General features: G+C 42.1%; 27 protein-coding genes. 11 read left to right on the top strand and 16 right to left on the bottom strand.

Translation table 11 applies throughout. The features are described from left to right. The first annotated feature begins 22 nt into the window (after positions 1 to 22). From F902_RS00655 to msrA, 4 genes are all read left to right on the top strand, one after another. Positions 23 to 532: a dihydrofolate reductase gene (locus F902_RS00655; protein ID WP_005200258.1), complete on the top strand. Its 510-nt coding sequence runs from the start codon at positions 23 to 25 to the stop codon at positions 530 to 532. An 18-nt stretch (positions 533 to 550) separates the two neighbouring features. Further along, the gene (locus F902_RS00660; protein ID WP_005200260.1) at positions 551 to 1,606 is read left to right on the top strand and encodes an Lnb N-terminal periplasmic domain-containing protein; all 1,056 of its coding nucleotides are present in this window, start codon (positions 551 to 553) and stop codon (positions 1,604 to 1,606) included. 125 nt (positions 1,607 to 1,731) lie between these two features. After that, positions 1,732 to 2,208, top strand: a complete 477-nt coding sequence (locus F902_RS00665) for an META domain-containing protein (protein ID WP_005200262.1) — start codon at positions 1,732 to 1,734, stop codon at positions 2,206 to 2,208. Between the two features lie 106 nt (positions 2,209 to 2,314). After that, positions 2,315 to 2,839: a peptide-methionine (S)-S-oxide reductase MsrA gene (gene msrA / locus F902_RS00670; protein ID WP_005200264.1), complete on the top strand. Its 525-nt coding sequence runs from the start codon at positions 2,315 to 2,317 to the stop codon at positions 2,837 to 2,839. A gap of 50 nt (positions 2,840 to 2,889) precedes the next feature. Here the strand turns inward: msrA and F902_RS00675 are convergent, their stop codons facing one another. The 5 genes from F902_RS00675 to F902_RS00695 form a co-directional block, all read right to left on the bottom strand. Next, a complete protein-coding gene (locus F902_RS00675; protein ID WP_004802569.1) occupies positions 2,890 to 3,294 on the bottom strand; it encodes an ExbD/TolR family protein in 405 nt (134 codons plus the stop codon). A gap of 1 nt (position 3,295) precedes the next feature. Then, positions 3,296 to 3,916 carry a MotA/TolQ/ExbB proton channel family protein gene (locus F902_RS00680; RefSeq protein ID WP_004655971.1) on the bottom strand — a complete coding sequence of 207 codons (621 nt, stop codon included), beginning with the start codon at positions 3,914 to 3,916 and terminating at the stop codon, positions 3,296 to 3,298. 42 nt (positions 3,917 to 3,958) lie between these two features. Then, positions 3,959 to 4,708 carry an energy transducer TonB family protein gene (locus F902_RS00685; protein WP_004802567.1) on the bottom strand — a complete coding sequence of 250 codons (750 nt, stop codon included), beginning with the start codon at positions 4,706 to 4,708 and terminating at the stop codon, positions 3,959 to 3,961. 207 nt (positions 4,709 to 4,915) lie between these two features. Next, positions 4,916 to 5,779, bottom strand: coding sequence for a formyltetrahydrofolate deformylase (gene purU, locus F902_RS00690; protein WP_004802565.1), 864 nt, complete (start codon positions 5,777 to 5,779; stop codon positions 4,916 to 4,918). Between the two features lie 88 nt (positions 5,780 to 5,867). After that, the gene (locus F902_RS00695; RefSeq protein ID WP_004655980.1) at positions 5,868 to 6,566 is read right to left on the bottom strand and encodes a TetR/AcrR family transcriptional regulator; all 699 of its coding nucleotides are present in this window, start codon (positions 6,564 to 6,566) and stop codon (positions 5,868 to 5,870) included. Positions 6,567 to 6,687: 121 nt separating this feature from the next. Between F902_RS00695 and F902_RS00700 the strand changes: the two genes are divergently transcribed. From F902_RS00700 to F902_RS00715, 4 genes are all read left to right on the top strand, one after another. Beyond that, positions 6,688 to 8,142 (top strand): coniferyl aldehyde dehydrogenase, encoded by a 1,455-nt coding sequence (locus F902_RS00700; protein ID WP_005200267.1) that lies wholly within the window; start codon positions 6,688 to 6,690, stop codon positions 8,140 to 8,142. Positions 8,143 to 8,310: 168 nt separating this feature from the next. Further along, positions 8,311 to 8,547 (top strand): 50S ribosomal protein L28, encoded by a 237-nt coding sequence (gene rpmB, locus F902_RS00705; RefSeq protein WP_004649871.1) that lies wholly within the window; start codon positions 8,311 to 8,313, stop codon positions 8,545 to 8,547. 12 nt (positions 8,548 to 8,559) lie between these two features. Beyond that, a complete protein-coding gene (gene rpmG, locus F902_RS00710; RefSeq protein ID WP_003654787.1) occupies positions 8,560 to 8,715 on the top strand; it encodes a 50S ribosomal protein L33 in 156 nt (51 codons plus the stop codon). A 226-nt stretch (positions 8,716 to 8,941) separates the two neighbouring features. Then, entirely contained in the window at positions 8,942 to 10,657 is a 1,716-nt protein-coding gene (locus tag F902_RS00715; RefSeq protein ID WP_005200269.1) for a cation:proton antiporter, read from the top strand. 54 nt (positions 10,658 to 10,711) lie between these two features. On the opposite strand, the gene F902_RS00720 is transcribed toward F902_RS00715, so the two are convergent. After that, complete coding sequence (locus F902_RS00720; RefSeq protein WP_005200271.1) at positions 10,712 to 10,990, bottom strand: hypothetical protein; 279 nt, start codon at positions 10,988 to 10,990, stop codon at positions 10,712 to 10,714. A 103-nt stretch (positions 10,991 to 11,093) separates the two neighbouring features. Then, positions 11,094 to 11,597: a DUF6586 family protein gene (locus F902_RS00725; RefSeq protein WP_005192240.1), complete on the bottom strand. Its 504-nt coding sequence runs from the start codon at positions 11,595 to 11,597 to the stop codon at positions 11,094 to 11,096. 182 nt (positions 11,598 to 11,779) lie between these two features. On the opposite strand from F902_RS00725, the gene F902_RS00730 reads away from it, so the two are divergent. Further along, a complete protein-coding gene (locus F902_RS00730) occupies positions 11,780 to 12,124 on the top strand; it encodes an EF-hand domain-containing protein (RefSeq protein ID WP_005200273.1) in 345 nt (114 codons plus the stop codon). Between the two features lie 12 nt (positions 12,125 to 12,136). Here the strand turns inward: F902_RS00730 and F902_RS00735 are convergent, their stop codons facing one another. The 8 genes from F902_RS00735 to F902_RS00770 all read right to left on the bottom strand — a co-directional run bounded on the left by F902_RS00735 (position 12,137) and on the right by F902_RS00770 (position 20,159). Beyond that, positions 12,137 to 12,499, bottom strand: a complete 363-nt coding sequence (locus F902_RS00735; RefSeq protein WP_005200275.1) for an ASCH domain-containing protein — start codon at positions 12,497 to 12,499, stop codon at positions 12,137 to 12,139. Between the two features lie 6 nt (positions 12,500 to 12,505). Continuing rightward, positions 12,506 to 12,751 (bottom strand): RNA recognition motif domain-containing protein, encoded by a 246-nt coding sequence (locus F902_RS00740; protein WP_004802550.1) that lies wholly within the window; start codon positions 12,749 to 12,751, stop codon positions 12,506 to 12,508. 64 nt (positions 12,752 to 12,815) lie between these two features. Then, positions 12,816 to 14,795, bottom strand: a complete 1,980-nt coding sequence (locus F902_RS00745; protein ID WP_005200277.1) for an ATP-dependent helicase — start codon at positions 14,793 to 14,795, stop codon at positions 12,816 to 12,818. Positions 14,796 to 14,913: 118 nt separating this feature from the next. Then, complete coding sequence (locus tag F902_RS00750; RefSeq protein WP_005200279.1) at positions 14,914 to 15,486, bottom strand: HdeD family acid-resistance protein; 573 nt, start codon at positions 15,484 to 15,486, stop codon at positions 14,914 to 14,916. 181 nt (positions 15,487 to 15,667) lie between these two features. Further along, positions 15,668 to 16,426: a hypothetical protein gene (locus F902_RS00755; RefSeq protein WP_005200281.1), complete on the bottom strand. Its 759-nt coding sequence runs from the start codon at positions 16,424 to 16,426 to the stop codon at positions 15,668 to 15,670. Between the two features lie 88 nt (positions 16,427 to 16,514). Then, positions 16,515 to 19,154, bottom strand: a complete 2,640-nt coding sequence (gene topA, locus F902_RS00760) for a type I DNA topoisomerase (RefSeq protein ID WP_005200284.1) — start codon at positions 19,152 to 19,154, stop codon at positions 16,515 to 16,517. A 33-nt stretch (positions 19,155 to 19,187) separates the two neighbouring features. Next, positions 19,188 to 19,637, bottom strand: coding sequence for a hypothetical protein (locus F902_RS00765; protein WP_004802536.1), 450 nt, complete (start codon positions 19,635 to 19,637; stop codon positions 19,188 to 19,190). Between the two features lie 159 nt (positions 19,638 to 19,796). Next, entirely contained in the window at positions 19,797 to 20,159 is a 363-nt protein-coding gene (locus tag F902_RS00770; RefSeq protein WP_005200286.1) for a winged helix-turn-helix transcriptional regulator, read from the bottom strand. Between the two features lie 99 nt (positions 20,160 to 20,258). Between F902_RS00770 and F902_RS00775 the strand changes: the two genes are divergently transcribed. Then, positions 20,259 to 21,269, top strand: coding sequence for a zinc-binding alcohol dehydrogenase family protein (locus F902_RS00775; protein WP_005200288.1), 1,011 nt, complete (start codon positions 20,259 to 20,261; stop codon positions 21,267 to 21,269). A gap of 58 nt (positions 21,270 to 21,327) precedes the next feature. Here F902_RS00775 and F902_RS00780 read toward each other — a convergent pair whose 3' ends face one another. Continuing rightward, the gene (locus tag F902_RS00780) at positions 21,328 to 21,573 is read right to left on the bottom strand and encodes a SlyX family protein (RefSeq protein ID WP_004656007.1); all 246 of its coding nucleotides are present in this window, start codon (positions 21,571 to 21,573) and stop codon (positions 21,328 to 21,330) included. Between the two features lie 32 nt (positions 21,574 to 21,605). Here F902_RS00780 and F902_RS00785 point away from each other — a divergent pair, with 32 nt between their 5' ends. Beyond that, positions 21,606 to 23,498 carry an ATP-binding cassette domain-containing protein gene (locus F902_RS00785; protein ID WP_005200289.1) on the top strand — a complete coding sequence of 631 codons (1,893 nt, stop codon included), beginning with the start codon at positions 21,606 to 21,608 and terminating at the stop codon, positions 23,496 to 23,498. Positions 23,499 to 23,563 lie beyond the last annotated feature (65 nt).

Consider the following 23,563-nt stretch of genomic DNA (forward strand, 5'->3'; position numbering starts at 1 on the left):
GATTAGTTAGAGAGAATATAAAATGGCATGGCAAGGCACTGAAGTTGTCCACGTAGTTGCAATGGATAAAAATCACTGTATCGGTAAAGGCAATGCTTTGCCGTGGCATATCTCTGCTGACCTAAAGCACTTTAAAGCCATTACCCAAGGGGGTGTGGTGATTATGGGGCGTAAAACCCTTGAATCTATGGGGCGTAGTCTACCGAATCGTGTCAATTGGGTGATTACCCGTGACCCTGAATGGCATTTTGACGGGGTTAAAGTCGCGCATAGTATCGAAGATGCACTCAATGCTGCACTTACAGATGCACAACACGCTGAAAAAGCATCCTTATTTATTATTGGGGGTGGAGAGATTTTTACCCAAACGCTCGCTATTGCGGATCGTTTAGAATTAACGCATGTTGATCTTGACGTTCAAGGTGATGCACATTACCCAAAAATCTCCGATGACTTTCGCAAAGTAAACTCGGAACAGCATACTGATGAGAAATCAGGGGTTACTTTTGAGTTTGCGACCTACCAAAAATAAGAATGGATCGCGCTTGCCATGCACAATATTGGATCACGTGAGTTTTTCATCGCTTTAGGCATTGGGCTTTTACACAGTCTGTTTACCTTATGCGTGATCCTTTCAAGTGTCTGGCTCTGTCTGGCTTTATGGATTCAGCAACCCTTAGGTACTTTTTTCAGTCGAGCCGTCATTGCGCTATGGGTCTTATTTGCCCTCAGCTTGATTGGCGTCTATGTCAGTGGTCATCTGGTGAGTCGTCGCACCGATATCATTATTTATTGTGTGGCATTTGCCTGTGCTTTGATCTGGTATTTTTCCTTAGAAGCAAGACAGGATCGGGATTGGAATCCTGAGGTTGCAGAACAGCTGAGCTATGAAAAGAATGGTGATCTTGTAAAGCTGCATAATGTACGAAATTTTGACTGGCATGCCGATGGCAGCTATGACATTCATTGGGAAGATCGCAGCATTGATCTGAATAAGATTACGGGCATCAATGTCATTACCTCCTACTGGATGGGGCCACAAATTGCCCATACGCTGGTTAGTTTCGATTTTTCTGATCAAAAACCGTTGGTATTCTCTATTGAAATTCGTAAGGAAAAAGGCGAAGACTTTTCTGCGATTGGTGGCTTTTTCCGTAAATACGAACTCAGTTTAGTCGCTTCAGATGAAAAGGATCTGATCTATACGCGCAGTAATGTTCGCCACGAACAAGTCTACTTATTTCCAATCAGAATGCCAGCAGCTGAACGTAAAGCCCTGTTTATTGAGTATCTACACAAAGCAGATGAACTGCGTGCAGAAGCCAAATGGTACAACACCCTGACCAGTAACTGTACTACGCTGGTCTTTGACATGGTTCAAGCGATTAATCCACAGCGCTTACCCAAAGACTACCGCTTATTGGCCTCAGGTTATTTACCTAACTACCTCTACGACCTGAAAGCGCTCAATCAAAATTACAGCATGAAAGAATGGTATCGCTTGGCACATATCAATCCACGTGCAGAACAATATGAACAACAGCCTAACCAGAGTAGTGAATATTTTTCGGATGTCATTCGTATAGGCCTTCCCAAAACTGAGTAATTTTTCCACTCATTTTATTAAAGACACCTGAACATTTACAAAAGGATACGCAATATCCTGCTCCACTCCATGTTGTTTTATTCTAATACTGAACATAGAAACACAATGATTTGGACTTAAATTTTATGTTAAAGCCTTTTTTAACAACATGTACTTTGGCAATTGCCGTAGCAATGACCGGTTGTTCAACTACAGAATCTCTCCAAACCTCACCGAATGCATCTCAGAAAGAAAGCATCAATCTCTATGGCCGTAACTGGATTGCTACACAGATCAATGGTGTCGAGATTACAAGCAATGATCTTTCTGGTAAGCGCCCTGCAATTCAATTTGACGCCAAAGGCAAACGTTTCTTTGGTGCAGATGGTTGTAACCAGATTCAAGGCAGCTTCGAAAGCCAAGGTGCTATCTTACGCTTAGGTCCGATTGCTTCGACCATGATGGCCTGTATCGGCAAAGATAATAGCGCGCTTTCACGCCAATATAGCAATGCTTTGGCAAGCACAACCAATTACGAGCTGAAAGGCCATGAGCTTAAATTCATGGATGCGTCAGGCAAGGTTCTGGTTAGCTTTGTCACCGTGATTCAACCGTTGCCATAATTCGTTATCGTAAAAAAGTAAAAGCTCGTTGCGAACACGGGCTTTTACTTTTTCAACACTTCGTTTACTTTAGTAGCATTCTTAAAATTAAAAATTGGGGAGTCTCATGCAACAAGCGCTCGTTGGTGGTGGATGTTTTTGGTGTGTAGAAGCGGTATTTCTACAGCTTAAAGGTGTAGAAAAAGTCGTGAGTGGTTATGCGGGCGGGATTAGCCAAAACCCAACCTATGAACAGGTCTGCCAAGGCAATACTCAACACGCAGAAGTTGTGCTGATTGATTTTGATGAACAGCAGATTAGCTATTCACAACTACTGAATGTCTTTTTTACGACGCATGACCCAACCACTTTAAATCGCCAAGGTAATGATATTGGCACGCAATATCGCTCTGTTATTTATTATTTTAATGATGAACAAAAGCAGCAAGCCGAACAGATTATTCATGATCTGGAAGATGAAGGTCTGAATATTGTGACTGAGCTCAGTCCAGTACCGACCTTCTATCCTGCTGAGGAATATCACCAAAACTTCTTTGCCCGCAATCCATCACAAGGTTACTGCAATTTCAGCATTCCTCCGAAGCTGTCTAAATTACGTGCTAAATATCTCGATCTTCTCAAAACCGACTAGGCATAAAAAAAAGCAACTCTCAGAGTTGCTTTTTTTTCTAACACGTTGTTTTAGTTTTCACTTACAAACGCGATATCACTTAAGCCTGCTTCGCTGGCACGAGACATCACTTGCGCAACCGTATCGTATTTTGATTCTTTATCTGCACGTAGCTGCACAGTCGGTTTAGTCGCAGCCTGACCCGCCTCTTGGAAACGCTTTTCTAGCTCTTCTAAGCTAATAATCTGCGCATCCCAAGCCACTTCACCTTTGTCATTAATACTAATGGTGATCGCTTTTGGTGGTGGATCTACAATTTCAGCAGTGGTTTTTGGTAAACTTAATGGAATTGATGGGTTAGCAACCGTTGCTGTGACTAAAAAGATAATCATCAATACCAACATAATGTCGATCAGAGGAATGAGATTCATCTCATTCATGCCACTGTCGTGGTCTTCACCCAATTGAAAGCCCATTTTAAGCTTGACCTCCAACTAAACTTTGTTGAGTCGCTTTAGTTTCTGTTTTTGCCGCTGTTTCTTGCTGCAACATGGTATCGATTAACAAGCTATGTGCTTGATCTTGTAAATCATGTGCCAAGCCACGATTGAAACGTACACAAATGTTATACGCCATCACCGCTGGAATCGCCACTGCAAGACCAAGACCGGTCATGATCAGCGCCTCACCCACTGGGGTTGCAACCTGAGCTAAACCAGCTTGACCACTTTTACCCACTGCCACAAGCGCGTGGAAAATCCCCCATACTGTACCGAATAAACCTACAAACGGTGCCAGTGAAGCAATTGTTCCAAGAACCGAAACACCTTTTTCTGCTTGAGATTTTTCAGCAGAGATTTGGCGAAGCAATGCTTGCTCAGCGACAGCTTTACGTTGTTCAAACGATAAAGGCTGTAACTTTGATTTAAGCGTAGCCAAAGCTTGAACAAGTTGAGTATAAGCTTGTTGTTTTAATTGGCGTGTTCCTAATAGGCGCAGAATGAAAATAGTCCACGTCGCAATCGACATTGCTAAAAGGATGAAATACAGTGTTTTACTTACTGCATCTGCATGTTGCCAATAAACTGAAAAGTTCATATACGAACTCCTGATTTAATCTGTCGCAAGGACTCAAATTTATTAAGGACTAAGATCAAACGGCTGCTCTGCTCGAATCGGGTAAGCAACACCATTTTCCATATACGGTTTAAATTTTGCACTTCTTACAGCACGTAAAACTTTTTCATCGAGATTCGGTATACCACTACTACGTGTAATACGTGCATTGGTAATTTTACCTTTCTCATCAGCTTCAATCAGTACCATCACTGAGCGTGTTTGGTTATCTAAATCTTTTGCTGTAACAGATAATTTCGGTGAACGACTCCATTGAACCCCTGAACCACCAATCGATACACGTTTTGGTGATGGATCAGCAGCAGGTTGAGGTTTCGTTACTTCCTGAACGGGTTGTGGTTTTTCCACTACTTTTTCAGTGACTGTGGTAACGACTTTGGTCTCAACTTTAGGTTCAATCTTTTGTTCAGTTTTTTGAAGAACAGGTTTTGGTGCTTCTTTGACCTGTTGAACCTTTTCAATCTTTTTCGGTGGAGGCAAAGGTTTTTCAACGACCTTAACTTCCTTCACTTCTTTTTTAGGTTCAGGTTTTGGCTGTTCTTTTGGTTTCGGTGGTTCAGGTTTAGGTGGTTCTTTAATCTTAACGAACTTCACCTTAAGCGGTTCTTTCTCGATTGGTCTTAACTCAATCGTTTTCATGTGGCTCACCGCCCACAGAACTCCTACATGTCCAATCACAACTGCAACTAAGGCAGCGATGATTTTCTTTTTCATCGGGTGTGGCGTGTTGAATGTAGCAGGAGATTGACTCATAAGAATCTAAGTACCTAATAGATGGTGACGCTTTCAAAAAAACGATTTCACTCATCGGATAGAACAATGAAAGTGCCGTAATAATAAATGAGAAGTGTTTTCATTTGCAACTGTTTTTTCTTGTATATTTGCTAGCCATTGAAAAATAGACATAAAAAAACATGCCTTTCGGCATGTTCTCTTTACATACTGTAACCTAGCAATTTATTAGAAAACCACGGTCTTATTGCCATCTACAATAATACGGTCTTCCAAGTGCCATTTAACTGCGCGCGCCAAGACATTACGTTCAACATCTTCACCCAACTCACGCAATTGCTCAACGTTATAATCGTGGCTCACACGCTCAACATCTTGCTCGATGATTGGGCCTTGATCAAGATCAGCTGTCACATAATGCGCAGTTGCACCAATCAGCTTCACCCCTTTCTCATAGGCTTGCTTGTATGGATTTGCACCCACGAAAGCAGGTAGGAAAGAATGATGAATGTTGATGATCTTCATTTCCCACTTAGCAACAAAATCTTCACTCAAAATCTGCATATAACGCGCCAAGATCAATAGATCATTGCCCTGCATCATTTCATCAATTTGAGCATACGCTTCAACTTTATTGTCTTTATTGACGGGTACAACATGGAATGGGATACCAAAGTTTTCAACCGATTCACGTAAATCTGGATGGTTTGAGATGACTTGGGTAATTTCACATGGTAATGAACCACGTGCATGGCGCCATAACAATTCCAATAAAGCATGGTCTACTTTAGAAACTAGAATACCAACCTTTTTCAACTCACCAACAAAAGTAAGCTTCCATTGCATCTCATAACGTTCAGCAACATTGGCAGCAAAGGTCTGCATCAACGCTTCTTTACGAGATTGCAAATGATCAATCTCAAACTCAACACGCATGAAATAACGCCCGCCTTGAGCTTCTGTTGCGTACTGATCAAGTGCGGTAATGTTTGCTCCCTGATGATACAAAAAGCTCGATACGGCTTGCACGATCCCCGGCTTGTCTTCACAAGTAATCAGTAATCGCGCTGTGTGGGCTGTAGTCGTGTTCATTTGGTTAATATCACTTATTCGAATCAAATTAAAATCAAGCCGAGCATTCTAACCCTTTTTTGCTATTGACTAAATAGCTGCTGACGATCTATTCATCATCATTTTTAAGATTAGACAAACTCGCGAACAAGTCCGATGGTCCAAGTGATTTCAGTAACTGTTCATAGGTTTGGCGACTTTCACCCATTAAATATGGGCCTTCTAAGAACACCATTTGTCGCAATGCTTGCCAAACCCACTTTTCTTCCAGACGATTGTTATCGCTGATATGACCTGACATATATAAGAAGTTAGTCCAGTTAGTCAGCACAATCCATAGGTTGATGATCAAAGCTTCAATTTCTGAATCGGTCATCTTCATCAAACCTGCATCCACGAAGGCACGATAGATTTTTTGCCCTTGCTGCATCACCTGCCCAGCAAAACGTGGATAGATTTTTCGGAAGTCTTCATTATTTTCGACCAGATGATAGACATCACGATGAATAAAACGATAGGCCCACAACTGATTGCTGAGTACTTGAAAATAGCTAATTTTATCATTGGCATTCAATGGACGATCCGTTGGCAAGGCCAACATTTCCAAGGTTTCAGCCTGATATTGCTGTGCCAGTTCTTTTATAATTTCCTGTTTGTTACGGAAATGATAATACAAGTTGCCTGGGCTAATCCCGAGTTCAGCCGCGATGTGGTTGGTTGTGACCGAACGCTCTCCACGCTCATTAAACAACTGCAAACTGATTTGCAGAATTCGATCTTTTGTTTTATTCGGTTTAGCGTGCGACATTGATTTTAACCATCTATAACATAATCAATAGGTTATAAAACAAACCTATAAAGCGACTTGACACTTTAGAGTATTTACTCTAAAAATTAAAAAATAATAAGCTTTCTTTTGGTCCACTCCTATGAACAGTCAAACAAAAACAACCGCTATGACACCTCATGTTGATGTGAAACGGCTACATGATTTGCTTGAGCAGCAAAAAGCAGCTTACCAACGCCATCCTGTGCCAAGCGCCAAAGAACGTATTGAACGCTTAGCTCGACTTAAAAACATCTTGATAAAGTATCAAGATCAATTTGCTAACGCAATTAGTCAAGATTATGGCAACCGTGCCATTATGGAAACCAAAATTGGCGAAGTTCTGACTTGTTTAGAACATATCAAATACTATAGCAAGAACTTAACTGAATGGATGAAACCATCTAAACGCCATATCAGCATGTTACACCAACCAGCAAAAGGCTGGGTAGAATATCAACCATTGGGTGTAATCGGGGTGATTGCACCATGGAACTACCCTTTATTACTTTCAGTCGGCCCATTGATCTGTGCTTTGGCTGCTGGTAACCATACCATGATCAAAATTTCGAGTGCTTCTTCAAATTTTGGTTATGTACTTGAAAATGCCCTTTCTGAAGCATTCCCACAAGAGTTGGTTGCTGTCGTGAATGGTGGTGGCGTTATTTCAGATGCATTCAGTCATCTCGCTTTTGATAAAATGATTTTTACAGGCTCAACCTCTGTCGGTAAAACGGTGATGGCAGCAGCAGCAGAGAATCTTGTTCCAGTGATTTTAGAGCTTGGCGGAAAATCGCCTGCACTGGTTCATTCAGCCATGAATATTCGCGACGTGGCACAACGTATTGCGGTAGGTAAGCTATGGAATGCGGGTCAAACCTGTGTTGCACCTGACTATATGTTCTTGCCTAAAGGTAAAACAGCAGAGTTCACCAAGCACTACAATGACTTTGTGACCACAATGTACCCAAGCTTGCGTGACAATAACGACTACACCTCTATTGTGAATGACAAGCAATATAATCGTCTACAAGGTTACTTAGAGGATGCTCGTGACCAAGGTGCAACGATTGTTGAACTAAATGCCAAGAATGAGTCTTTAACTGAAGTTCGTAAGATTGCGCCGACCTTATTAACAGGCGTGACCACTGAAATGGAAATTATGAAGAATGAGATCTTTGGTCCAATTCTGCCTATTTTAGAATACGACCATATCGACGATGCACTTCAGTTCATTAATAGTCGCCCACGTCCATTAGCTTTCTATTACTTCGATATCGATAGTGCACGTGCTGATTATGTCGCAGGACGTACCCATTCAGGACATTTTGGTATCAACCAAGTTCTTACCCACGTGGCGCAGGATGATCTGCCATTTGGTGGCATTGGTGCATCAGGTATGGGCAAATATCATGGTAAAGAAGGCTTCTTTAGCTTCTCACATGAACGTTCAATGATGTCCAACCCGGTGAGCCCTAAACTTTACAGTTTAAAATTCATCCTACCACCTTATAATAAAGCAACGCATAAACTGCTTTTAAAAACACTATTTCGTTAAGCTGGTTAAGGCATGAGCTATCACACCAGTTCATGCCTTGTTTTTACCAAATTCGCTTGTCTTTTAATCGTATTTTTGGTATAAAACGCCCCTTGAATGATTTCATCCGTTTACTTGAATGGCTAGTTGCACGAAACAGTGCTATATAAACTAGCAATGGAGTTCACCATGTCTAAGGTTTGCCAAGTTACCGGCAAGCGTCCTATCGTTGGTAACAACGTATCGCACGCAAACAACAAAACCAAACGCCGGTTCGAGCCGAACCTGCACCACCACCGTTTTTGGTTAGAAAGCGAAAAGCGTTTTGTACGTCTTCGTCTAACTACTAAAGGTATGCGTATTATTGATAAATTGGGTATTGAGAAAGTTGTTGCTGATCTCCGTGCTCAAGGTCAAAAGATCTAAGGAGTCTGAACAATGCGTGATAAGATTCGCCTCGTTTCTACAGCTGGTACTGGTTATTTCTATACCACTACTAAGAACAAACGTACTATGCCGGAAAAAATGGAAATCAAAAAATTTGATCCAAAAATCCGTCAACACGTAATCTTCAAAGAAGCTAAAATTAAATAATTTTAGTTCTTTAAAAAAACGACTTCTCTTGAAGTCGTTTTTTTTGCCTAAAAAATGTATTTTATTTAAATGAAATGCTTGAAAATGACTTACATGATTTTTTTTGATAAATAAAAAAATTGTCATCAACAAATTCGATTTTAGTTGTTACACTTTATTCGCTGTTTTCTTGGCATGTTTTATGCTCATTTATTTTCCCCTTAACCGCAAAGATTAAGGAACCGCAATGCCACATGATGTTGATTTAATTATTTTACTTGCTGTTGGTTTTGGTATGGCCCTTATTTTTGGCTATATCGCAGCACGTCTACGTCTCCCTCCTTTGATTGGTTATTTAGTTGCAGGCATTATTATTAGTCCCAATACGCCTGGCGTAGTCGGTGACATGCAGCTCGCCAATCAGCTGGCTGAACTGGGGGTAATGTTCCTCATGTTCGGTGTCGGGATGCATTTCTCCCTCAAAGATTTACTGCAAGTACGTCGTATTGCTGTGCCTGGTGCAATTTTGCAGATTGCAGTGGCAACCTTACTTGGGATCGCAGTCTCTATGTTTTGGGGCTGGAGCTTTGGCTCTGCACTGATCTTCGGCTTAAGCTTGTCTTGTGCCAGTACCGTTGTTCTACTCAAGGCATTGGGTGATCGCGGCTTACTGGACTCAGTGAATGGAAAAATTGCTGTTGGCTGGCTCTTGGTTGAAGACCTCGTGATGGTTTTAGCCTTGGTCCTTCTACCCGCAACAGCGGTATTACTCGGTGGACAGGCACTACCTGGGACAGATACATCACAAAGCATCTGGATCACGATTGGCATTACCCTGCTCAAAGTGACAGGCTTTATCGCCTTCATGCTGATTATTGGTAAGCGACTTGTACCCATGATCATGCAATTCGTGGCACGTTTAGGTTCTCGTGAGCTGTTTACACTCACTGTTGTTGCAGCTGCGGTTTCAATTGCATACGGCTCTTACGCGGTGTTCGGCGTATCTATGGCCCTTGGCGCATTCTTTGCGGGTATGGTGGTAAAAGAGTCTGACTTTAGCCACCGTGCAGAAGAGGAAACATTGCCATTACGTGAAATTTTCGCAATTTTGTTCTTTGTTTCAGTCGGCATGCTGTTTGATCCGAGCATTCTGGTAGAAGAGCCGTTACGTATTTTAGCTGTCGTTGCGATTATCATGGTGGGCAAGACCCTAGCGGCTATGGCGCTGGTATTGTTCTTCCGCTACCCAATCAATACCGCCTTAACCGTAGGCGCAAGTTTGGCGCAAATCGGTGAGTTCTCCTTTATCTTGGCGACACTCGGTTTATCATTAGGTTTATTGACGCCTGATGCGCAAAATCTGATTCTTGCAGGCGCATTATTCTCAATTACCCTGAACTCATTTGTGTTCTCTGCAATTGAACCTGTACAGCGCTGGATTCGTGAACGCTCGCATTTAGCACGTTTATTAGAACGTAGTGGTGACCCACTGGCCATGTTGCCCGATGAGGTAGATCAAGCTTATCTACGCGATCAGGTGGTGATTATTGGCTATGGTGGTGTCGGCCGTCGTATCAGTGAAAACCTGATGGAGCAAAACATCAAAGTGGTGATTGCTGAAGAAAATCGTGAAATTGTTGAAAAACTACGTAGCCAAGGCATTGCGGCGGTCAGTGGTGAAGCGACTGAACCCAATGTATTGATTCAGGCACATATTCAACATGCCCGTTTGTTAGTCATTTCACCAATGGATATTTTAGATATTCATCGTATCGTGGACATTTCAAAACAGCTAAATCCTGAAATTCAGGTCCTTATTTGCGCAGAGAGTAAAGAAGAAACTGTGGTGATACGCGAAGAAAATATTGGTGAAGTGTTCTACGCCAAAGAAGAAATGGCAAAAAATATGAGCCATCATATTCTCAGTCAAATCGAACTGGCGCATCAATCCGAAGCCCACTAAATATGTTCAAAAATAAAAAAGCGTACTTAAAGTACGCTTTTTTATTTTGTGAGATTAACTCAAGTGTGGAGGTTGCTCATCGACGACTTCGGCCTGCCACTCATTCATCTGCTTTTCTAACAGACCAAACAAAGCCGCTTGAATCATGTGCTGTGCGACAGTTGCTGTTTGATCGCCAAGTATGGCTTTGACCTCATCACTAAACTGTATCTTAACTAAAGGCTCATTTTCAGAACCCGCATTGCGCAAAGCCAGCTCACCACCCTCGAGTTGGACCAACTCAAGAACTGCTTCTTGATTACCAAATAATTCTTTTAACTGTTGCATTGACATAAATTTTCTCCATGCTTCAACATGGTGGCAAAGTATTTTGCGCTCACGTCTTATTTATATAAGTACTGTTGGCATAGATTTCAAGTCGCTTTAAACATTCGACTTAGAACTCAACCATTTCATTACGGAAACCATCAATTAAATGACTCAATTCACGATGCCACTCACGTAAAATTTTGGCATCGGGCAACCAAGCCTGTGGGCTTTGGGTGACCTTGATGATCAGGTTTGAGGACGTCTCATTTTCAGGTTCAGGTGCTGTTGGCTCAGGTGCATATTGACACATACGGTACGCACGCTTTAATTCTGCCACAAAACCATCTTTAGCCAATTGCTGCAAAACTAGAACCTCAGGTGAAACCTGCCCTTTATCTGCCATATGCTCTTCAATCGATTTAAAGGTCGGCTGTAAATCATTGAGACGGTAATAACGCACCAGTTCCTGCAAGAACGCTAAAAGTGCACCATGCAAATGGAAAACCGCAGCTTCGCGATAAGCCTGTGCCTGCTGAATATGCTCAGTTTGCTCCGCTTGTTGACATGCAAGACGAGCAAAATACAGTTTTTGATTGGTACGATCTGCATGATAACGAGCAACACGGGACATAATATTTTCCTTCAAGATCCTTTCGCTTGGTTTAGGGACTATTGAGATTACACCTTACGAGCTGATTACGCTGCGATCAAAGCAGTGCTTTACTCTTGCTCAGGGGTACAGCTGAAATATCAATAGACCCTACCTAAGATTAAATGCTTTAATGATAAAATCAATATCTTTTGAGCCTACCCATGCGTCATATTCAACAAGCCATACTGAGCTTAATATGCTGTGTGGTCATCCCAACTACCTATAGCTGTGAGCCCGCAGGATTAGACTGGGAAAAGCTCTATACAGATTATGATCTCAACCATGATCAAATGATCGATCAAAATGAATGGAAAAAACTGATCCATTTACGAGGTCAACCCGTTGCTTGGCAAAAACAGGTCCTCACAATTGATTCTAAAAGAATAAAAATCTTTAAAGCCTTAGACCTTAATCGCAATGGTCTGATCGACCAGCAAGAAATGATTAATATCTATCAATATTTTTCGAACCCTTGTCAGGGCTGGGGTTCAACTTGGGGTAAATAACGGTAGGATAAGTTATCCAATGTCCAACTCAAGCAGATAGAGTTTTCGTTTGGCAATGATTTGAATCGGTGGATCAATCGGACGAATATTACCAATAACCCAAGCAAAATATCCTTCAGCCCAATACGTCGCACAAGCTGCGTCAACTTCATCAGATCGCCATGGATGCACGGATTCAATATCCACCAATGCAACTGCAAAACCAACCTCTTCATCCCCATCACTCAAAAGAAAGTTTTGATTCTCTACAATCATTAAATCTTTCAGTGGCAACATTTCAGGTTGCCATGAGCGAACTTCAAGAGTTTTTATTTTCTTCGCTATTCGCTCAGCATTTGGTGCAACAATTGATAAAGCCGTATATTGCTTTAACATTGATAATTAAGCTTTATCATCCGCAGCTTTGACACGAATGCCTTGGCTTTTTACTTTCAAGGTATTTAAACCTTTAATTGCTTTAATCGCTTCACGTGGATTTGGCATTTCAACAAAACCAAAACCTTTCGATTTCCCCGTTGCTTCGTCTTTGACCACGACACAAGACTCAACTTTTCCATATGCTTTGAATAAGTCGAGAATTTCTGCATCAGTCACATTACGGTCTAAATTACGAACTAAAATTTTCATGTTAAAACCTAAAAGATGATTCATTGTAGAATCAATGAATCAAAAGAAATTGAATCTGCCTAGTTTAATCGAAATCAATGCCAAAACCTAAATTGATTGTAGTCGTGCGAGAACGATTGCCTTGGGCATAGGCACGTGGAATATCTCGATGAATCTGAACATCGACTAAATGTTGAGGTAAATCATTGAGGAAGTAACTTTCTATTTTTCTTCCTAGCTCATCATATTGATCTTGTGACCATAAATTTAAATTCTGTTTGGTCAAAATCAATTCATCTTCTGCACGGGTTAAGGCCACGTACAGCACACGACGCTCCTCCTCAACATCATCAAAATCACCTTGTGCCCGTGCATGAGGATATTGATTCGGAGATACATGTGGGACATAACAGACTTTTTGTTCAGCACCCTTAGCTGAATGGATGGTAATCAGCGTCACTAAATCTTGGTCAGGCGTTTTATCAATTTCTGAGATAGAAATTGGATCAAGCACATATTCCTCTAAGAACTCCCCAAGAGCACTGTGTTTACGTGCCAATTGCTTGACCAAATCAAAGTCTTTAACACGGCGTGACCAATCTTTGGTTTTATAATTATTTTCCAGCTGTTCATTTAGCGCATCTAGTGCGAGGCCAATACAAGCTTCAACATGCTGCTGCAATACATCAAGCTGCATCAAAATTAAAATCGCCTGTTGTGGTACTTTGCCATGCCGCTCTAAACGTTGGCAACGGGCTTCAATATCAGGCAATTGAATCAATTCTTGCGCCAATTTACTGGCACCCACATCGCCCACGCCATCCCAAAGCGTCAGGAAACGCATCCAGGCTAAATCATCTTGTGGGTTTACGCTGACCCGAAGTAAGCTCAATACATCTTTAACATGTGCAGACTCAAGCAGTTTTACCCCACCAACAAAACGATAAGGGATATTGGCTGCAATTAAAGCACCTTCCAAATAACGCCCACTAAAACCTGAGCGCAGCAACACCATATGTTCTGCCCAAGCCGCACCTTGCATATGACGACGATTCAAGTCCTGAATAATCCAATTGGCTTCTTCAAACTCATTACTCAAGATATGCAGTTGTGGCTTTAACCCTTTACCTCGATAGGCCTGTAGATGCTTGTCATATTCAATTTGGCTCTGCTCCAGCAGCCAATTGGATAAATCCAAAATACCTTGGGTCGAACGATAATTCATTTCCAGAGTCAGTACTTCAGCATCGGGTACACGTTCTTTAAAATGATGGATATTTTCAAAATCTGCGCCACGAAAGCCGTAAATGGATTGTGCATCATCCCCTACGCAAAATAGTTTCACCTTGCCAACTAAAGGCTGAAGCAAAGCCCATTGCAGTGGATTAGTATCCTGCATTTCATCGACCAATAAGGCAGAACAAAAACCAGTGACCCACTTCACTAACTCTGGTGAACTTTGCAAATGCACGGCAACAATAGATAGGATGTCATCATAATCCAGAAAATTACGTTCTTGCTTGCGTTGCTCATAGGCTTTCATCAATTCAGCAATTTGAGCTTTATACTCAACCGCTTGGGGTAACTGCTCAACCAATGCATCTGACAATTTGGTTTTGGTATTCCGCGCATAAGAATACAGATCGCACAACTCCGCAGCCTTCGGCAACACATTGCCCTTATCTTTGCCACGTAATAAGCGGAACATCAGCAATTGATCATCTCGATCAATAATACTGAATTGGCTCAGCCCAAAAGCACGTGGATTACGGCGCAATAGATACATACAAAATGTATGAAAGGTTGATGCACGTAAACCTTTGGCCTGTACGCCCATATGTTGTTCAACACGCGTTACGATCTCACTTGCTGAACGTCGGGTAAAGGTCAGAATCTGAATTTGTTGCGCAGCTAAACCCTGATCAATTAAGTATGCTGCTCTTGCCACGATGGTTTTGGTTTTACCACAACCTGCTCCAGCCAAGACCAGACAATTTTGTGCTGTCGTTGTGGCTGCTTGTTTTTGTTGTGGATTCAGTTCATCAATTAGCTTGGCAAGCGTCATACAATCGGTCAATTAAAAACGAAATGCTATTTTAGCAGACTCAAGCCATTGAAATGTTTCCGACTACAAAAACAAAAAGAGCATGTGTATTACATGCTCTTAGTTTTAACTTGATCGTTTAAACCGTGGTTGAGCTATGTGGTAACTGCTTAATTGCACCAGCAAAAGTCAGGTAATTAATCCCTTGGAATAAAATATCAATCGCAAGGAACATCCCCAATACCCAGAACGGTGAATCAGGTGATGACAAGATCAGAATCCCGGTTAATAGGGTTAATATGCCTGAAAACAGCACCCATCCCCAGCCTGAAATTGGTCTAAGGATAAAGGCGTTCACGGTACGGATAATCCCTGCAATAATTAAGGCAACCGCCAAGAAACTGGTGAGTACCACCGCGGTAATTACGGGTGTAGTAAACGCAAAGTAACCTGCTGCCAGATACAGCACACCAAACAAGGCCCACAACCAACGTGTCCCCCCTTTAAACACCATGAATGCGGCAACAAAATGCAAGATACCACCCAACATCATCAACACACCGAACAGCAATACCGCAGATAGTGTTGCAAAGGGTAAAGCCGCTAAAAGAACAAGGCCAAAAATAACTAATAATACGCCCAATAACAGATACCATTTACGATCAGCGTGCAGCTGATTGCGAATTAGATCGTTACCCACTGTTTTCATCATTATTTACTCTTTTATCATCAATGTTATATCTCTATATTGATCGCGTTTTTCACTGAGTTCTGTATAAGGCATGTTGAGAATTAATGACGGAATGTCAGAAAATGGATGTTTTCTTTGATCTTTTTAAGTTGTGTCATTATTTTTTTTTAAAGATATGGATAAGTCGGAACTTATCCACAATTTATTTGATCCAGCCTATTTCTTGGGCGGTCAGCACACTGATCACAGTTTGTTCTAAATCGTTTGGCATTTTACTTTTGTGTTCGGACAGTGGAATCCGTCCACCCATTATTTCAGCTTCAGTTTGTGGATAGAGCGGCTGTTTATCTGCCTGTGCATAGCCAATCGGAAAAATAGGTTCACCATTGGCTAAGTTATATTTATCGGTCGCGCCAAAACCATGTAATAACTCATGTACCAAGACCACATTGTTCTGTTCTGCCTGTTTTGCTGATGCAAATAAATTGACTGAACCAATGCGCCCACGTTCCAGCGCAGTTGAGTGCTTGAGTTCCCGACTTTGCTTCGGATCATAGAAATTCAGATATAGAGTTAAACTCGGTGAACCATCTGAGGATTGATGCTGCTTCCATGCATAAAAGCGAAACTTGAGACTCCATAGAATATTATTCAGAATACTCGGCTGCTCAGACATCTTCGGTGGTGCTTGTTGCAATTCCCGTCCGATTTGAACCATAAAGTAGCTGCTTTGCCCTCGATATTGCTGGCTATTTTTTTCTAGATACTGCTTCACCTCAGCAAAATCATCTTGCTGCAATTGTTGAATATACTGCTGTGTTGTAGCTAAACCATCGGCATTAATCGGATGCAACAGCACATTAATGGGCTGATTCCAATCCTGATTTTGATCACGATAAGCATTGATCGCAACGATCAACAACACCAGTAGTAAGCAAGCGACTCGAATATTTTTCCACATGCATTTCACCCCAATCAAAATTAATTTTTCTTTTTATTTGTTCTATAAAAAATGCCAGCAATCGCCAGCATTTTTTAAACTTGAATGTTTAAGCTTCTACCCATTTCCCATCTTGGAACACCAAACTCCACTTGGTTTGTTTCCCTTCAGCGGTTTCAGAACCCACATATTGTGCTTGGTTCTTACGGCTGAATTTCACTACCGTTGGATTGCCTTCTGGATCGACATCTGGAGCTTCTAACAAGAACTGGTATTTCGGATCAAGCTGCTCAGCCACACTGCGTAATTCAGCGACTTTCGGTGCACGCGTTTCACGGATTTTCGGGAATTTGCTGGCTGCTAAGAACAGACCTGCTGCACCATCGCGTAATACGAAGAAATCATCATGCTTGGCTGAACGTAAGTGTTCCATTTTGATTGGATCAACACGCGGTGGCGCTGGTTGACCACTCTTTAATACTTTACGGGTATTGTCACAACTTGAGCAGGCAAAGTAAGGTCCAAAACGACCTGTCTTTAACTGCATTTCACCATCACATTTATCACATGGAATGGTTGGACCATCATAGCCCTTAATCTTGAATTCGCCTTCCTCGACTTCGTAACCATCACAATCTGGGTTATTACCACAGACATGCAATTTACGACCACCATCGACCACATAACTGTCCATTGCTGTACCGCATTTAGGACAACGGTGTTTCGACATCAAATCAGCTGTTTCAGCACCATCATCATCCGACAAAGCAGCTAAAGACTCGACTGGTGTTAAATTGAGTGTGCCTTTACAACGCTCTTTCGGTGGCAGGTTATAACCTGAACACCCTAAGAATACACCTGTTGTTCCGGTACGAACTTGCATTGGACGCGAACATTCAGGGCAAGAGACATCGGCAACTTCGACTGGCTGATTACGGCGCATGCCGCTTTCACCCTGCGCATTGGTCAAACGTTTCTTAAAATCACCGTAGAAAGTATCCAGTAACTCTTTCCAGTTACGCTCACCCATTGCAACACGGTCTAATTGACCTTCTAAATCAGCGGTAAAAGCATAATTCATCAGGTTATTAAAACTTTCATCCAAACGATCTGTAACAATCTCACCCATCTTCTCGGCAAAGAGACGACGGTTTTCCAGTTTTACATAACCACGTTCTTGAATAGTCGAAATAATCGCAGCATAAGTCGATGGACGACCAATCCCTTTCTTCTCTAATTCTTTCACCAAAGACGCTTCGGTAAAGCGTGCAGGCGGTTTGGTAAAATGCTGACTCGGATCAAGTTTTTCTAACTTAAGTACTTCGCCAACTTTCACCGCAGGCAATAAAATATCATCATCCGATTTATTGGCACCACGAACACGGGTAAAACCATCAAATACCAGGGTACGGCCTTTCGCCTTTAGCTCAACATTTGATGCCTCAACGGTCAACGTCGAAGATAAATATTCTGCTGGTGTCATTTGACAGGCAACAAATTGACGCCAAATCAAATCATATAAACGCTGTGCATCCCGCTCTACGCCCGCAAGTTTATCGCCAGTCAAACCAACATCTGAAGGACGGATTGCTTCGTGGGCTTCTTGTGCACCCGCTTTATTGCCATAGCGATTTGGCTTGGTAGGGACGTATTTTTCACCAAAATTTTGTTGAATATGATTACGTACCATATTTACAGCGTCATCACTCAAAAAGGTTGAGTCTGTACGCATATAGGTAATGAAACCACCTTCATACAAACGCTGCGCCAGCATCATGGTTTTCTTTACAGAGAAACCTAAACGCGTACTCGCCGCTTGTTGTAAGGTTGAAGTGATATACGGGGCGCTTGGATTAACTTTAGTTGGTTTATCTTCACGCAATGCCACTTTATATTCAGCATCTTTTAATACACTGAGTAAGGCATCAGTTTCGACTTTATTTTTAAGCTTAAGCGTTTTACCTGCTTGCTTAACCGCTTCTAAGCGAATGTCTTCTTTCTTGGAAATGGTATCTGCAAAAACTTGCCAGTATTCTTCTGGAATAAATGCACGGATTTCACGTTCACGTTCAACCACCAGTTTCACTGCAACTGACTGCACGCGTCCTGCCGATAAACCACGGGCAATCTTTTCCCATAGTAATGGCGACACCATAAAGCCCACCACACGGTCTAGGAAACGACGCGCCTGTTGAGCATTAACACGGTTTAAATCAAGTCGTGTTGGCTGTTTAAATGCTTCTTGAATGGCATTCTTGGTAATTTCGTTAAAGACCACACGATGGTAGCGACTATCATCCCCACCAATGACTTCTCTTAAATGCCAAGCAATTGCTTCCCCTTCTCTATCCAAGTCCGTTGCGAGATAGATTGCATCTGCATCTTTGGCGAGTTTTTTCAGTTCGGCAACCACATGTTCTTTGCCCGGGAGCACTTCATAGTGTGCAATCCAATCATGCTCTGGATCGACACCCATACGATTGATCAATGCAGACTGTGCTTTTTCGGCTTTCTGTTGATCCGTTAATTTGGCACGGGTTGCGGGCTTCTTTTCAGTGGATTTCGCCCCGCCTCCTGTCGGTAAATCACGCACATGACCGACCGATGACTTCACCACATATTGTGAACCCAAATATTTATTAATTGTTTTCGCTTTTGCAGGCGACTCCACAATCACTAAGGCACGTTTCTTTGCAGCAGATGCGGAAGCTGCTGTGCTTTCTGAAGCAGAGCGTGGAGTATTCGCCATAATAAATCGTTTTTCCTATGATCAATCAGAGAGTTAGCGCTGTGCTAAATCATGTAAATAAGCTTTTATCTGTTCAAGCTGTGTGGCTCTTAGGTCAGTTTCTTCATCCCAATACAGTCCGACACAGTTTGCCTGCATATCAATAGCATAAACTCCTTTTAATGCAATGGTTAAATCATTAAATTTCTGATCCCCTTGCACAACCTGAAGCTTGCCATCCACCACCCGTGCACGCATTAACGCTAAGCGAGCATCTGGAATCAGCACACTATAATAAGCCACCATACTGGCACGTTTTTCCGATGCCATTGGAATCTTGGTCCATTCTGGCGCAACGATTAAACGCGGATGCAATCCCATTTTGCGCGCCTGATCACGCATCATACCCAATGCCTTTTCTCGAGGACTGACACGCAAGCCAAAAATCGAGCCCAGTACAAACAGTACAATCGCAACCGTGATCCAAATTCCAATATTACTCATAAAGTAGCCCAAAACTTTCTTTTATTAGCGTTACATAAGTTGAATCAAAAAGGCAAGTTTCAACGTAAAAAATAATCTTGTATTCAACTGCACCGTTGAAAGCATCCCTTTTCAGACGATCAAAAGCCTAAAGTGCCAAATGCTTTTAACGCGCTTACTTTATTCGACTAGAGTTAATTTTCCGAATTGATCAAGATGTGTATCACCCCAATTCTTTAATGCAACAATAATCTGTTCCAGACTACGACCTAAATCAGTTAAACAATATTCAACTTTTGGAGGAACCTGCGGATAGACCTCTCGATGCAGAATGCCATCTTGTTCTAATTCACGGAGTTGATTGGTCAGCATTCTCTGGGTAATACTCGGTACACGCTTACGAATTTCATTAAATCGTAAAGTGCCTTCATTAAATAAGTGCCAGAGAATGACACATTTCCATTTACCATCAATCAAACTGATGGCGGCTTCAACCGAACAGCCTGGAGAACAATCAAAACTCGAATGCCGCATTTTTGCCATTTTACAGTATCCTTTTTGACACTATGAGCGTTATTTGTCTGTAGTCACTAAAATCAAGCTTAAGTTATGCTGAGATTCCAATCAAGTGGAAGCAAAACCATGAAAGCTGTGGCATATCAAAAGGCAGGTGCAATTACTTTAGAAGATGCGCTTGTAGACATTGAGATCGACTCACCTATTGCACATGGACATGATTTACTCGTTCGTGTGCAAGCTGTTTCGGTCAATCCAGTCGATACCAAAATTCGGAACAATAAAAGTGCAGAAGATCAGCAATGGAAAATTCTGGGCTGGGATGCAGTGGGTGTCGTTGAGGCGATTGGCGAACACGTCACTCAATTTAAAATTGGTGACCACGTCTGGTATGCAGGTGCACTCAACCGACAAGGCAGCAATAGTGAATTACAATTGGTTGACGAGCGTATTGTCGGACATAAACCCAAGTCACTTGATGCTAGCGAAGCGGCAGCGCTACCTTTAACCGCAATTACCGCATGGGAAATGCTGTTTGATCGATTAAAAGTTCCTCGAGCTGCGGCTGAGAACACTTCAATCCTCGTCATTGGCGGTGCTGGTGGGGTGGGTTCAATCACCATTCAATTGCTCAAACAATTAACCAATCTAACCATCATCAGTACCGCATCTCGACCAGAAACGTCTGAATGGGTAAAACAGTTGGGTGCTGATTATGTCCTAGACCATCGCCAAGCTTTAGCGCCACAAATTCAGCAGCTCGGCTTAAATGCGCCTTTATATGTATTTTCAACCACGCAAACCGATCAGCATCTCGCGGATATTGCAGAACTGATCGCAGCACAAGGTCGTTTCGGTTTAATTGATGACCCTGAACAACTCGACATTAAGCCCTTTAAATCAAAGTCTGTTTCGGTGCACTGGGAGTTTATGTTCACGCGCTCTATGTACCAGACTGAAGATATGATCCAACAGAGCCAACTTTTGAATCAAGTTGCAAGCTTAGTTGATGAGGGAAAGATTAAAACCACAGTGAGTCAGGTACTTTCGCCAATCAATGCCGAAAACCTAAAACGTGTACACCAACAAATCGAAAGTGGCACGACCAAAGGAAAAATTGTCCTGCATGGTTTTTAAATGCAATTATTCAACCTAGATCTTGCAGTCATGCCACTCGGCATTGCTGCAAGATTTATTAATAATGCGGTGGTTTATCATTTATCGGATCAAAAGCTGCAATTCCTTCCGATAAATCTGAAGATTCAACCCGACGATATAAAAATTGCATTTGTTTTTTTAAATCAGCAATTTCCTGCGTTTGAATTGCGAGTTGCTGATTCAATTGTTCAACTAAATCATCTAAAAATGCAATTCGGACTTGCAAATCTTCAATGGGTGCGGAGAATGACGCGTGATTATCAAAATTTTGTGGTTTAGTCATTTCAGACCTCATCTGAACTTTTAGGAAACATTATGGCCTATATTACTTTAAGGGATGTCCATCTCGCATTTGGCGGACCTGCCTTACTCGACGGCGCGAACTTCAACCTAGAACGTGGCGAGCGAGTCTGTTTAATTGGTCGTAATGGAGAAGGTAAGTCTACTTTATTAAAACTGATTGAGGGAAGCTTGTTACCGGATAACGGTGAAGTTTCAATTCAAAATGGTTTAACTGTTTCAATGTTAGCCCAAGACGTCCCAATGGACTCAGGCAAAGTTGCTGACATTGTTGCCGATGGTGCAGGCGAAGCATCTATTGTATTGAAAGAATACCATGAAGCCAGTGATGCCTGCGTATTGGGTGATATGGACGCTTGCGACCGCATGGGCATGCTACAGCACAAACTGGATCAGTTGGATGGTTGGGCATTAGAAAACAAGGTCAACTCGATTCTCAGTAAAATGGGACTTGATCCTAACGCAGATCTAGCGGATTTATCGGGTGGTCGTAAACGTCGTGTGTTATTGGCACGTGCTCTACTCACTCAACCTGATGTATTGTTACTGGACGAACCTACCAACCATTTAGACGTCGAAAGTATCGAATGGTTAGAAAAGTTTTTATTGGATCAAAATAACCTGACCCTGCTGTTTATTTCGCATGACCGTTCATTTGTTGACAGCATTGCGACCCGTATTGTTGAGCTTGATCGTGGTATTTTGCGTAGCTACGAAGGTAACTATTCTCGCTATCTCGATCTCAAAGCACAACAAATGGAAGCAGAAGAAAAACAAAATGCTTTATTTGATAAAAAGTTAGCTGAAGAAGAAGCTTGGATTCGTCAAGGCATTAAAGCACGCCGTACTCGTAACGAAGGTCGTGTCCGTGCGTTGCAAGACTTACGAGAACAATCTAAAGCACGTCGTTCGCAACAAGGCAAAGTCAGTATGGCAACGCAAGAAGCCAATCGCTCTGGTAAGCTGGTATTTGAAATTGAAAATCTCAGTGTCAGCTATGGCCAACAACCACTGATCAAAGATTTCTCTGCGATCGTATTACGTGGTGACCGTATTGGTTTAGTTGGCGATAACGGTGTCGGTAAAACCACCTTGATTAAAGCGATTTTAGGTGAGATTGAGCACGGTGGTTCCGTGAAAACCGGTACTCAACTCGAAGTCGCTTATTTTGACCAGTTGCGTAATGCCTTAGACCTTGAAAAAACCGTCATGGCCAACGTTTCAGAAGGTTCTGATTTTGTTGATGTGAATGGTAACCGCCGTCATATTTATAGTTATCTGCAAGACTTTTTATTCTCGCCAGAACGTGCGCGCACCCCAGTTAAAGCCCTATCTGGTGGTGAGAGAAACCGTATCTTATTGGCAAAATTATTGCTCAAACCATCGAATTTAATCGTCATGGATGAGCCAACCAATGACTTGGATATGGTGACACTTGAGCTACTTGAGGAAATGCTGTCTGACTATAAAGGTACATTGCTGTTGATCTCGCATGACCGTGCCTTTATGGACAATGTCGTGACGTCGACATGGGTATTCGATGGCAAAGGTAACATTGATGAATACATCGGTGGCTATCAAGACTATTTGGAACAGCGCCCAGATCAGAAGGTCGTTGATCAGAAAAGCGATGTAAAAAAAGCGCAAGCCAAAGCAGAGGCGGCCGCAGCACCTAAAAAGGTAAAACTCAGTTATAAAGATCAGCGTGAGCTTGAGCAACTGCCTGCTGAGATTGAAAAATTGGAAACTGAACAAACAGAATTATCAGAAAAATTAGCTGATGGGTCTTGGTTTGTTTCAGATGCCAATGCCGCAACTGCAGCCAGCCAACGCCTAGCAGAAATTGAAGAAGTATTGCTAGAAAAATTGGAACGCTGGGACATTTTAGAAAATATGTCTAAAGGCTAGAAGCTTGGTATGCATTGATTAAAGGCTCCTGATGGAGCCTTTTTTCTTATTTAAGATCATCTGAA

This window comes from Acinetobacter higginsii (assembly GCF_000369525.1).
GTDB classification, from domain to species: Bacteria; Pseudomonadota; Gammaproteobacteria; order Pseudomonadales; family Moraxellaceae; genus Acinetobacter; species Acinetobacter higginsii.